The organism is Peribacillus simplex (assembly GCF_030123325.1).
In the GTDB taxonomy this organism is placed as follows: domain Bacteria; phylum Bacillota; class Bacilli; order Bacillales; family DSM-1321; genus Peribacillus; species Peribacillus simplex_D.
The window spans coordinates 5,610,147-5,622,373 of record NZ_CP126106.1 but is presented as its reverse complement, the minus strand read 5'-3'; the positions used below and the strand labels follow the sequence as shown (position 1 = coordinate 5,622,373).

The following is a 12,227-nucleotide window of genomic DNA, read 5'->3' as shown; positions in this document are numbered from 1 at the left end:
GGCCTCTTTTTTTAAATAATTCCCCTCTTTTTTAACAAAATGAAGATTTTACCTTATAATTATTTGGAAAAGGGGCAAAAATGAAGAATCAGCCCTATTGGAGTTGAGAAAATGAACCTGAAAATGATTGGATTAATCATAGGTTACATTCTTGCCATCATTTTTTTATTTGAGCTGTATGAGCATCAATTGGGTGCCATTTCTTTTTTTATCCTGACGATTGTGTTTTTTACGGCAGCCTATCGTCAGAAATCCAAAAAGAAAAAGGAATGATATTTACCTTTTGGTTTCCCGTGAATGATAGACAATAAGGTAAATGTGTGAAAGTATCATATAGAACTAGCATAAACCCATTTAGATTGTTTATAATGGAGTATATGTCTAGCAGGAATTGTCGTTATTTTATCGAACTACTGTTTTAGATTATTTTTTTATGTGAAAAAACACGGAATTCAGTGTTTGAATAGAGAAGGGAAGTGCGGAATTTGAGTTTAAAACAATACTCAAAAGAGCAATTGTTGGAAATGTCCTTAATAGAGATGGCATATGATTTGTTAGTGGAAAGAAATGAACCGATTCCATTTAAAGACTTAATAAGTGAATTAGCTTCGCTGCACCATTTATCCAAAGCCGAAGTGGAAAAGAAAATTGCACAATTCTATACGGATTTAAATGTGGATGGCCGTTTCACTTCACTTGGGGACAACCGCTGGGGATTGAAAACATGGTACCCTGTTGACCAAATCGAGGAAGAAGTCGTACATGTTGTAAAACCTAAAAAGAAAAAGAAAACCAAAAAGGCAGCTGTCGTTATCGACGATTTCGATGAACTTGAAGACGAAGACCTTGACTTTGAAGAAGATATCGATGATCTGGACGAGGATGAAGATGACGACGATGATGATATTCTAGGTTCTCCAGTCATCGACGAAGTGCTTTTGGATGATGACGTGGATGATGACGACGATCTGGAAGAAGAAATAATCGAAGATGATGCATTTGTCCTGGAAGATGATGAGGACGAAGATGAAGACGAAGATGACTTGGATGAAGAGGATGAGAAATAAATAATCGCCCTTGACTTTTTGAGGCGAAATTTGTAGAATCATTTTTGGGCTCCTTAAAAAAGGACACAATGATTAAATTATATCGCTCCCTTACTTTTTTTGTAAGAGGAGCGTTTTTGTTTTTAATGATGGAATGAATAAATGACATCATTTTTTTATTTTTAAAAATGATTTCTCGTAGAATTGTAAAAACTATAGAGAACATATTTATGTTTACGTCATTTAAGGAAATTTATTCTTGTTCATGTATCCTGCATGACTCTCACTAAAGACCTTTAAGTGATTAATGGTTTGTACTGGTTTGCGTTTTATAGCTTTTAACCGCCCATGTGGCGAAAGATTCGATTCAGGTTCCGATTTAATGATGTGGAGAACAGAATTGGAAGAAAACATTCTATAGGAGGATATAAGATGACAAAATATATTTTTGTGACAGGTGGAGTAGTTTCTTCCTTGGGAAAAGGGATAACGGCCGCTTCTTTAGGTAGATTATTAAAAAATAGGGGATTGAATGTTACGATCCAGAAGTTTGACCCTTATATCAACTTGGATCCTGGTACGATGAGTCCATATCAACATGGTGAAGTGTTTGTAACGGATGATGGTGCTGAAACGGATTTGGATTTGGGGCACTATGAGCGTTTCATTGATATCAACCTTGGTAAACACAGCAATGTGACTACAGGAAGAATTTATTCAACCGTCCTGAGGAAAGAACGCCGTGGCGATTATCTGGGTGGAACGGTCCAAGTCATTCCCCATATCACGAATGAAATTAAAGAACGCGTTTTCCGTTCAGGTAATGAAACGAATGCCGATATAGTCATCACTGAAATTGGCGGTACTGTTGGGGATATCGAGTCTCTTCCATTCCTTGAAGCGATTCGCCAAATCAAGAGTGATATCGGCATCAATAATGTTATGTATATCCATTGTACATTGGTTCCTTACATCAAAGCTGCTGGTGAAATGAAAACAAAACCGACACAGCATAGTGTAAAAGAATTACGCAGTCTGGGCATTCAGCCAAATATCATCGTTGCACGTACAGAAAGCCCGATTTCACAAGATATGAAGGATAAAATCGCTTTATTCTGCGATATCGATAAAAATTCTGTTATCGAATGTCTTGATGCGGATACGCTTTACTCCATCCCTCTTGCGCTTCAAGCACAAAATATGGACCAAATCGTTTGTGATCACTTGCAATTGGACTGTGGCGAAGCGGACATGGAAGATTGGAAGGAACTAGTCAAAAAGGTTACTTCTTTATCGAAGAAAACGAAAATCGCCTTAGTCGGAAAATATGTTGAATTGCAAGATGCCTATCTTTCTGTAGTGGAAGCACTTAAGCATGCTGGTTACGCATTTGATGCAGATGTTGAAATCGACTGGGTGAATTCCGAAGACGTAACTAAAGAAAATGTTGCTGAACTTCTTCAAGATGCAGATGGAATCCTTGTCCCTGGCGGATTTGGAGATCGTGGAATTGAAGGGAAAATTGCAGCGACCGAATTTGCCCGCACGACAAAAAAACCATTCTTCGGAATTTGCTTAGGCATGCAGCTGGCGTCCATTGAGTATGCACGCAACGTCCTGGGATTGCCAGAAGCGCATTCAGCTGAAATTAAAGAAGATACTCCAGATCCGATCATCGATCTTCTTCCTGAGCAGAAGGATGTAGAAGACTTAGGCGGAACACTGCGTCTTGGTCTGTATCCATGTAAGCTTATCGAAGGAACTAAAGCATATGAAGCGTATAATGACGAGGTTGTTTATGAACGTCACCGTCACCGTTATGAATTCAATAACCACTATCGTCAAGCTATGGAAGAGGCAGGATTCGTGTTCTCAGGTACAAGTCCAGATGGTCGTCTAGTTGAAATCGTTGAACTAAAAGATCATCCTTGGTTTGTGGCATCTCAATTCCATCCGGAATTCACGTCACGTCCTAACCGTCCACAGCCGCTATTCCGTGACTTTGTCGGTATGTCATTAAAGTACGGCAAAAATCTTTAATAAATAAAAAAACAGCCCATGTGGCTGTTTTTTTTGTTTAGGATGAAGATATCATTCTTCATCTTCATATTCTTTTATGATTTCTTCAAGAGTGAATTTAATCCCATAATAAGCGAAAAGAGCGGCAATGAGGGTAGGGTACCCATATCGATTTCCAGTTTCGTCGGGAATCAATCCCCGTTGGATGCGTAAATCAATATGAACGTCAGCCAACTCCAAAAGAGAATCTTCCTCAGAAGGGACGGATGTAGAAACTGCAACAAATGGTATATCTTTTTCCTTGAGTTGTTTTGCCAGCATCAATGCTTCCGAATCGTCCGAATGGCGGCTGAATATAAGAAATCGATCTTCCCTGGAAATGGTTTCCCCTAATTCATATGTTTTTGCTTTGGGAAAGGGTTCTGCCCCATTCAAAGCCTCGGCAGTGACGCCCTGCATTTCACCAAAACCGTGAATGAACACAGAACCGTCCCCAACCGCAGCCTGAGCGAGCAGGCGTCCGGCATCCTCCATTTCAAAGGCCTCATTTTCAATCATCTTTTTAAATAAACCGCTTATCTGTGTCGAGAAAATTTTTAACATGATCCGGGACTCCTTTAAAAAATAATATACTTATTATAAAGGACTTTCCTTTGCATTGACAGGTTTCAGGGCTTTTGGTCCGGAAAGGCTGAATTTACTAAATCGGTCGAAAAAACAAAAAAATTAAAATTCCTTTTAGCCATATAGCAGGAATTTTGTTACAATTATCGAATAGAACATAGAAATCATGATGGAATAAATGCGTTGGACCTCAAGTGACGCAATCTATGTAACTACCCTTTTTCGGGTAATATGGCCGAATAGGCTAATATATTTTATTGATGAATCGGAAAGGGGAGAGGTGATAAAATGCCAGGGAAAATATTGATTGTTGATGATCAATTCGGGATCCGTATTTTATTGAACGAGGTTTTACATAAAGAAGGGTATGAAACATTTCAAGCGGCTAATGGCATTCAAGCCTTGGAAGTGCTAAATAATCATTCACCTGATCTTGTATTGCTGGATATGAAGATTCCGGGAATGGATGGCATCGAGATCTTGAAAAGGATGAAGGTCGTCGATCCGGACATCCGGGTCATAATCATGACGGCATATGGTGAACTTGATATGATTCAGGAAGCAAAGGATTTAGGGGCAATGACACACTTTGCAAAGCCGTTTGATATTGATGATATTAGAAAGGCCGTTCGAGAATACTTACCGATTCAATCAAGTTAATGGTCTTGAAAATTTAATAATATTGACGGGGAAATTGCCGCGGCTATCTTTTTTTAGATGGGCCGTGTTTTTTTGGAATAAAATTTGGGGCTTGGAATAGTGTAATTGTTGCTGTTTTTTTGATGTATTGATATGCTAAAAGAGGAGAGATATTCTGATTTATAAGCGTATGCTACTTTGGTTTTAGGGAATATCTAGAAAGAATTAACTTTAAAAATCATAACATCCACTTGTAGGAGGAAATCAAATGCCTTTAGTTTCTATGAAAGATATGCTTAATAAAGCCCTTGATGAAAAATATGCAGTAGGTCAATTCAATATCAATAACCTTGAATGGACTCAAGCCATTTTAGCTGCTGCAGAACAAGAAAAATCTCCAGTCATCCTTGGTGTTTCCGAAGGTGCTGCCCGTCATATGGGTGGATTTAAAACGACTGTCATGATGGTTCAAGGATTGTTGGAAGACATGAAAATCACTGTTCCTGTGGCGATTCACCTTGACCATGGTTCAAGTTTTGATAAATGTAAGGAAGCTATCGAAGCCGGATTCACTTCAGTAATGATCGATGCTTCACATCATCCGATCGAAGAAAATATCGAAACAACCAAGAAGGTTGTCGAATTCGCTCACGCACGGAATGTTTCGGTTGAAGCGGAAGTGGGCACGGTTGGCGGACAAGAAGATGATGTAATCGCTGATGGAGTCGTATATGCAGACCCTCAAGAATGTGAACAGTTAGTTAAAGAAACGAATGTCGACTGTTTTGCTCCAGCTTTGGGATCCGTTCACGGACCATACAAAGGTGAACCTAACCTTGGCTATAAAGAAATGGAAGAAGTACGGGATTTAACGAACAAACCTCTTGTTCTTCATGGCGGTACAGGCATACCTACGAAAGATATCCAAAAAGCGATTTCTCTTGGAACATCAAAAATCAATGTGAATACGGAAAATCAAATTGTGTTCACAAAAGCGGTTCGTGAAATTTTGAATAACGATTCTGAAGTGTACGATCCTCGTAAATTCATGGTACCTGGCCGTGAAGCTATTAAAGAAACTGTCATCGGCAAAATTCGTGAATTCGGTTCAAACGGCAAAGCATGATTTAGAAACGTAACATAAGGGTTCCATCCCTATAAATGTAAGATGATAAAGGCAATATTCCCATTGGGGGGCTCCCCCCTAATGGTTTCTTTTAGATGCAGGGCTGAATCTGGGCTCCATTTTTAGAACAATTAGAATTCAGAGGCATATAGGGAAATAAAAAATCGATTACATACGGAGGATATTTTATGAAATTCTTTATAGATACAGCAAACATGGAAGAAATCAAACAAGCGCACGAACTTGGCGTTTTAGCAGGTGTTACGACTAACCCGTCCCTTGTTGCAAGAGAAAAGGGAGTTTCTTTCCATGACCGGCTAAAAGAAATCACAAGCCTTGTTAAGGAATCCGTTTCTGCTGAAGTCATTGCGCTTGATTTCGAAGGAATGATGGCTGAAGCCAAGGAACTCGTTGCAATTGCACCTAATATCACGATTAAAGTGCCAATGACGCCAGACGGCTTGAAGGCTGTTTCAGCACTTACGAAACAAGGCGTCAAAACTAATGTCACGCTTATTTTCAGTGCCAACCAAGCTTTATTGGCAGCTAGGGCTGGAGCAACTTATGTATCGCCATTTTTAGGACGCCTGGACGACATCGGCCAAAATGGTTTGGATTTAATTTCGGATATTGCTGACATATTTGCTATCCATGATATCAACGCTGAGATCATTGCAGCTTCCATCCGCCATCCGATGCATATTACAGAAGCGGCTCTTAAAGGGGCACATATTGCAACGATCCCTTATAAAGTTTTGATGCAATTATTCCACCACCCATTAACGGATAAAGGGATTGAAGCTTTCTTGAACGATTGGAATTCACGTACTGAAGCATAATGCCTTGCCGCTAAGTCGCTATAGATTGCACCCTTTTAAAAAAATTAACATAAATTAGAAATTTTTATCTTTTTTTACATGAATTTTCTACTTTTGTGTAAACTAAAGAACTAGATAGTAAATGTTGTCGGATTATGCAATTTTCCTGTGGTAAAATATTACTTTTGAAAGTAGCTTCTAAGTGCTTAGCGTGGAAGGGAGTTTATTATGGAAAAACTTAAAATTGCCGGTGGCTATCCTCTAAAGGGAAGCATTCGTGTCAGCGGAGCAAAAAATAGTGCGGTTGCCCTCATTCCGGCAACAATTTTAGCGGATTCTCCCGTAACGATTGAAGGCTTGCCTGATATCTCGGATGTACAGATGCTGAAAGCGTTGATGGAGGAAATTGGCGGTGAGGTATCCTTTGATGAAGGGGAAATGACAGTCAACCCAAGCAGGATGATTTCAATGCCTCTTCCCAATGGAAGGGTCAAGAAGTTACGTGCCTCTTATTATTTGATGGGGGCAATGCTTGGCAAATTCAAAAAGGCAGTGATCGGCTTGCCTGGAGGCTGCCATTTAGGACCCCGTCCGATAGATCAGCATATTAAGGGGTTCGAAGCACTAGGCGCTCAAGTGACGAATGAACAAGGAGCCATTTACCTTAGGGCGGACGAGCTCCGTGGAGCACGCATATATTTGGATGTCGTTAGTGTGGGGGCAACGATCAACATCATGCTTGCCGCCGTTTTGGCCAAAGGCCGCACTGTGATTGAAAATGCTGCAAAAGAACCGGAAATCATCGATGTTGCCACACTGTTGACCAATATGGGAGCGAAAATAAAGGGTGCAGGAACGGATATCATTCGGATTGATGGTGTGGAAAGTTTGCATGGGTGCAAGCATACGATCATACCGGATCGGATTGAGGCCGGTACTTTCATGATTTTAGCCGCTGCTGTTGGTGAAGGGATTCTGATCGATAATGTCATTCCCCAGCATTTGGAGTCATTGACTGCTAAATTAAGGGAAATGGGGATTAATATTGAAGCGGGTGATGACCAGATATTTGTCTCACCGGGAGAAAAATATAAATCCGTTGATATCAAGACATTGGTTTACCCTGGATTCCCAACAGATCTTCAGCAACCTTTCACTTCCCTCTTAACAAAAGCAAGCGGTTCTAGCATGGTGACAGATACGATATATGGGGCACGATTCAAGCATATTGATGAACTGCGACGCATGAATGCGAAGATCAAAGTCGAGGGCAGGGCAGCCATCGTCGATGGTCCTGTACAACTTCATGGGGCAAAAGTGAAGGCAAGCGATTTACGTGCCGGGGCAGCTCTTGTAATTGCCGGTTTAATGGCTGAAGGGATTACGGAAGTGACCGGGCTTGAACATATAGATCGCGGATATAGCCATCTTGTTGAAAAACTTTCAGGTTTGGGAGCGACGATTTGGCGTGAAGAAATGACGCAAGAAGAAGTGGAGCAGCTTAAAAGCTGATCCCTTTTCTTGTTACCTCATTGTGTTACTATAAATGATATAATGTGTTATACTAATATATAAATAAATCATGCTAGTGTACATGAGGGGGAACCGGAAATGGAAAGAAGTTTATCGATGGAGCTTGTCCGCGTAACAGAGGCGGCGGCACTGAATTCAGCTCGTTGGATGGGAAGAGGAAAGAAAGACGAAGCAGATGATGCAGCAACGACTGCGATGCGGGATGTTTTCAATACTATTCCCATGCAAGGAACGGTTGTAATCGGTGAAGGGGAAATGGATGAAGCGCCAATGCTTTATATTGGCGAAAAACTTGGTACGGGTCTTGGGCCGCTAGTGGATGTTGCGGTCGATCCTTTGGAAGGAACGAACATCGTTGCATCTGGCGGCTGGAATGCATTGGCTGTATTGGCGATAGCCGATAAGGGGAACTTGCTTCATGCCCCGGATATGTATATGGATAAAATAGCTGTCGGACCAGAGGCTGTTGGTCAGATTGATATCAATGCTTCCGTATTGGACAACCTGAAAGCGGTAGCCAAGGCAAAGAATAAAGATATCCAAGACGTGGTTGCCACAGTATTGAACCGTGATCGTCATTCGAAGATCATTCATGAACTTCGTGAGGCGGGCGCACGTATCAAGTTGATCAACGATGGAGATGTAGCAGGAGCCATAAATACGGCCTTCGATCTTACCGGTGTTGATATCCTATTCGGATCTGGCGGAGCTCCAGAGGGAGTTATTGCAGCCGTTGCCTTGAAATGCCTTGGAGGGGAAATTCAGGGTAAGCTCGTTCCTCATAGTGATGAAGAAGTGGCACGCTGTGTAAAAATGGGCCTTGATTTAGGAAAAGTCCTCAGAATGGAAGACCTTGTTCGCGGAGATGACGCAATTTTTGCTGCAACAGGTGTGACTGATGGAGAACTTTTACGCGGTGTACAATTCAAAGGCCATTACGGTGAAACCCAATCCGTGGTCATGCGTGCTAAATCTGGTACCGTTCGATTCATTGATGGGCGCCACAGTCTTAAGATTAAACCGAATGGTTTGATTGACTGATAGCGTTTTTTAGAAAAATCACTTTTAAAAAGCGAGCGGTTTCATCGCTCGCTTTCTCTTTAAAAAAATTTAAGTTGAATAATTAAAATAAAAAAAGTAAAATAAAGCTTGGTCTACTATTGATAATTTAAAATCTGCCCTTTCACTCCAAACTTCAAGAAGCCTTCAAATAATTTTCTTCTTTACATGTAAAAATGTATCATCCTTTCTAAGAAAACTCTGGTCGGGTACATGGATTGCGGTTTTTCTTCCATCTAACAAACCAATTCTTTTTCAGTATGGGTGAAAACGTTTAATTAATAAAAGTGTGGTGTCATAATGAATTTAACTATTTCTAATTTAGAAAACATGAAACTAAAGGATCTATATGAGCACGCCCGTGAATATAAAGTTTCCTATTACAGCAAACTTTCAAAAAAGGAACTTATTTTCGCTATCCTGAAAGCACAAGCTGAGCAGGATGGTCTTCTATTCATGGAGGGCGTTTTAGAGATCATACCTTCAGAGGGCTTCGGTTTCCTGCGTCCAATTAATTATTCTCCAAGCTCGGAGGATATTTATATTTCTGCTTCACAGATCCGCAGGTTCGATTTGCGAAATGGAGATAAAGTCTCCGGTAAGGTAAGGCCTCCTAAAGAAAACGAGCGCTATTATGGATTGCTGCATGTCGAAGCAGTCAATGGCGATAATCCGGAATCAGCTAAAGAGCGTGTCCACTTTCCAGGTTTAACACCGCTGTATCCAAACAGGCAAATTAAACTGGAAACGACACCGAAGAACTTATCGACCAGGATTATGGATGTCCTGGCACCGGTCGGTTTTGGGCAGCGTGGTCTGATTGTCGCACCGCCAAAAGCCGGTAAAACGATGCTCATCAAGGAAATTGCCAATGCGATAACCACAAACCATCCCGAATCGGAATTGATTGTGCTGTTGATCGATGAACGCCCGGAAGAAGTGACAGACATTGAACGTTCCGTCGCAGGAGACGTGGTAAGTTCAACTTTCGATGAAGTGCCGGAAAACCATATCAAGGTGGCTGAGCTGGTATTAGAACGAGCCATGCGCCTTGTGGAGCATAAACGGGATGTCATCATTTTAATGGACAGCATCACTCGACTTGCCCGTGCTTACAACCTTGTCATTCCGCCAAGCGGGCGTACGCTGTCAGGGGGGATTGACCCTGCTGCATTCCACCGCCCAAAACGCTTTTTCGGTGCGGCGAGGAATATAGAGGAAGGCGGCAGCCTGACGATCCTAGCTACAGCATTGGTGGATACGGGTTCAAGAATGGACGATGTCATTTATGAAGAATTTAAAGGTACAGGCAATATGGAGCTGCATTTAGATCGTGCCCTTGCCGAAAGACGCATCTTCCCGGCAATCGATATTCGTCGCTCAGGCACTCGTAAAGAAGAATTGTTAATTCCGAAAGATCGCCTGGATAAACTATGGGCCATTAGGAAAACGATGTCAGATTCACCTGATTTCTCGGAGAAATTCCTTCGCCGCCTAAAACAGACAAAAGGTAATGAAGAATTTTTCAGTAAGCTGGATGAAGAGATGTCAGAAATGAAAAAGGGGCCAGCGAGCGTAAAACGTTCTTAAACCCTGTAAGAAACAAACAGTTGCACAACTAGTCTTAAGTTGTTATAATGAGTTCATGTGTTTTTACAATAAATGTGAGGGTGTTTTTCCCTCAACTTGAAGTATATAACTCTGTTTCGAATGATTCAGGGCATAAGGAGCTGAAAAGAATGAAAACTGGAATTCATCCAAATTATAAGCTTTCAAAAGTAATTTGCTCTTGCGGAAACACTTTTGAAACTGGTTCAGTTAAAGAAGAGATCAAAGTTGAGACTTGTTCAGAGTGCCATCCATTCTATACTGGTCGTCAAAAATTCGCTGAAGCTGGCGGACGTGTTGATCGTTTCAACAAAAAATACGGTATTAAATAAGCCGGAATTTTTAAAAAACAGGCAAGTATTTTTCTTGCCTGTTTTTTCTTTTCCATAAACAAGTAAGAATTTATATAAAGCCGGGTCGACTTCAATTATGGCCAAGGGATCGACAGGTGGAAGGGAGTAGCTGTTTCCATGTATGTAATGAAACAAACAGGCTGGATCGAGCTTATTTGCGGAAGCATGTTTTCAGGTAAATCTGAGGAATTGATTAAACGAGTCAGCCGTGCTCAATTTGCTAAAGAGCAAATAGCGGTATTTAAACCAGCTATTGATAATCGCTATGCGGAAGAGGCTGTCGTATCACATAATGGCTCTTCTGTGATGGCAAAACCGATTGCCCATTCAACGGATATTTTTAAGTATTTGGACAAACCCCTGGATATCATTGCAATAGATGAAGTGCAATTTTTTGATCATGAAATTATCGGGGTTGCCCAGCATCTTGCGGACAGCGGTTATCGAGTGATCATGGCTGGACTCGATCAAGATTTCAGAGGTGAACCATTCGGTCCCATGCCTGTTCTATTATCGCTTGCAGAATCGGTGACTAAGCTGCAGGCTGTGTGTGAAGTGTGCGGATCACCTGCGAGCAGGACACAGCGATTGATAGATGGGGAGCCGGCCTCCTATGATGAGCCAATCATCCTTGTGGGTGCATCGGAATCATACGAGCCCCGCTGCCGCCATCATCACGAAGTTCCGGGTAAGCAGGCTGTTGGGATTAAAGAACATATTTGAATGATGGTGCCCTATGATCCACTGCGATCGCAGGGTGCTTTTTTTATGGAGAAATGGTCGGGAACAATTATAAGGGGTGGAAAACTGGGGGGTGCATCACCAATACATGGAAGGGAAATAAAAGATAAATATTGCCCCATTTTGGGCAGGCTAACGGGGAAATGTTCTTCTTAACCAGTCAAAATGGAGGGAAAAGATATGAAATCGAAACTGCGTATTATGACGGCCTTTCTGCTTGCTGTACTAACGGCATGCGGCCAAAATGACAATGCTATAAATAATGATTCGGAATATGGGGATCAATCCCGTGATGGCAGGGATTTTGTTGGGAAGGGTTTAAATCAAGTATCCAATAAGGATTGGGACAATGAAGCGGAACGGCCATCGGATCAGGTCCTCAATACACCGCATCATACATCCAATAATTCTCCATCCATGGGGCAGCAAATTGATGAAATCCGCGGAGTCATTGAATCGGAAACTAATTATGAGGCAGGCTCCGTTTGGTTTAATGGAAATACCATACATGTTACGGTACATGATAAAGGTGAAATCAAGACGGAAAAAGAAAGAAAAAAGGAATTGCAGCGAATACAGGGCATGATAAACAGGGTTGTGCCTCAATATAATTTAGATGTCGAGTTAAAGAAATAACGACATTTTTGAAACCTCTTTGACG

The 12,227-nt window shown here is 41.4% G+C and carries 13 protein-coding genes; 12 read left to right on the top strand and 1 reads right to left on the bottom strand.

Features of this window, described 5'->3' with window-relative positions; genetic code table 11:
* The first annotated feature begins 111 nt into the window (after positions 1 to 111).
* From QNH43_RS26815 to QNH43_RS26805, 3 genes are all read left to right on the top strand, one after another.
* The gene (locus tag QNH43_RS26815) at positions 112 to 273 is read left to right on the top strand and encodes a hypothetical protein (protein WP_283916352.1); all 162 of its coding nucleotides are present in this window, start codon (positions 112 to 114) and stop codon (positions 271 to 273) included.
* A 212-nt stretch (positions 274 to 485) separates the two neighbouring features.
* The gene (gene rpoE / locus QNH43_RS26810) at positions 486 to 1,067 is read left to right on the top strand and encodes a DNA-directed RNA polymerase subunit delta (RefSeq protein ID WP_283916351.1); all 582 of its coding nucleotides are present in this window, start codon (positions 486 to 488) and stop codon (positions 1,065 to 1,067) included.
* Positions 1,068 to 1,478: 411 nt separating this feature from the next.
* The gene (locus tag QNH43_RS26805; RefSeq protein ID WP_076368370.1) at positions 1,479 to 3,086 is read left to right on the top strand and encodes a CTP synthase; all 1,608 of its coding nucleotides are present in this window, start codon (positions 1,479 to 1,481) and stop codon (positions 3,084 to 3,086) included.
* Between the two features lie 51 nt (positions 3,087 to 3,137).
* Here the strand turns inward: QNH43_RS26805 and QNH43_RS26800 are convergent, their stop codons facing one another.
* The gene (locus QNH43_RS26800) at positions 3,138 to 3,668 is read right to left on the bottom strand and encodes a DUF2529 domain-containing protein (RefSeq protein WP_283916350.1); all 531 of its coding nucleotides are present in this window, start codon (positions 3,666 to 3,668) and stop codon (positions 3,138 to 3,140) included.
* A gap of 309 nt (positions 3,669 to 3,977) precedes the next feature.
* Here QNH43_RS26800 and QNH43_RS26795 point away from each other — a divergent pair, with 309 nt between their 5' ends.
* The 9 genes from QNH43_RS26795 (at position 3,978) to QNH43_RS26755 (ending at position 12,202) form a co-directional block, all read left to right on the top strand.
* On the top strand, positions 3,978 to 4,349 hold the full coding sequence (locus QNH43_RS26795) for a response regulator (RefSeq protein ID WP_034315860.1): 372 nt from the start codon (positions 3,978 to 3,980) through the stop codon (positions 4,347 to 4,349).
* 247 nt (positions 4,350 to 4,596) lie between these two features.
* Entirely contained in the window at positions 4,597 to 5,454 is an 858-nt protein-coding gene (locus tag QNH43_RS26790; RefSeq protein ID WP_283916349.1) for a class II fructose-bisphosphate aldolase, read from the top strand.
* Between the two features lie 188 nt (positions 5,455 to 5,642).
* Positions 5,643 to 6,293, top strand: coding sequence for a fructose-6-phosphate aldolase (gene fsa, locus QNH43_RS26785; RefSeq protein ID WP_034315855.1), 651 nt, complete (start codon positions 5,643 to 5,645; stop codon positions 6,291 to 6,293).
* Between the two features lie 207 nt (positions 6,294 to 6,500).
* The gene (locus QNH43_RS26780) at positions 6,501 to 7,784 is read left to right on the top strand and encodes a UDP-N-acetylglucosamine 1-carboxyvinyltransferase (protein ID WP_076368367.1); all 1,284 of its coding nucleotides are present in this window, start codon (positions 6,501 to 6,503) and stop codon (positions 7,782 to 7,784) included.
* A 99-nt stretch (positions 7,785 to 7,883) separates the two neighbouring features.
* Positions 7,884 to 8,846 (top strand): class II fructose-bisphosphatase, encoded by a 963-nt coding sequence (gene glpX, locus QNH43_RS26775; RefSeq protein ID WP_283916348.1) that lies wholly within the window; start codon positions 7,884 to 7,886, stop codon positions 8,844 to 8,846.
* A gap of 318 nt (positions 8,847 to 9,164) precedes the next feature.
* Complete coding sequence (gene rho / locus QNH43_RS26770; protein ID WP_034315849.1) at positions 9,165 to 10,454, top strand: transcription termination factor Rho; 1,290 nt, start codon at positions 9,165 to 9,167, stop codon at positions 10,452 to 10,454.
* A 149-nt stretch (positions 10,455 to 10,603) separates the two neighbouring features.
* Positions 10,604 to 10,804, top strand: a complete 201-nt coding sequence (gene rpmE / locus QNH43_RS26765; protein WP_034315847.1) for a 50S ribosomal protein L31 — start codon at positions 10,604 to 10,606, stop codon at positions 10,802 to 10,804.
* A 138-nt stretch (positions 10,805 to 10,942) separates the two neighbouring features.
* Complete coding sequence (locus QNH43_RS26760) at positions 10,943 to 11,548, top strand: thymidine kinase (protein ID WP_034315845.1); 606 nt, start codon at positions 10,943 to 10,945, stop codon at positions 11,546 to 11,548.
* Positions 11,549 to 11,746: 198 nt separating this feature from the next.
* Positions 11,747 to 12,202 (top strand): hypothetical protein, encoded by a 456-nt coding sequence (locus tag QNH43_RS26755; protein WP_283916347.1) that lies wholly within the window; start codon positions 11,747 to 11,749, stop codon positions 12,200 to 12,202.
* Positions 12,203 to 12,227: the final 25 nt, after the last annotated feature.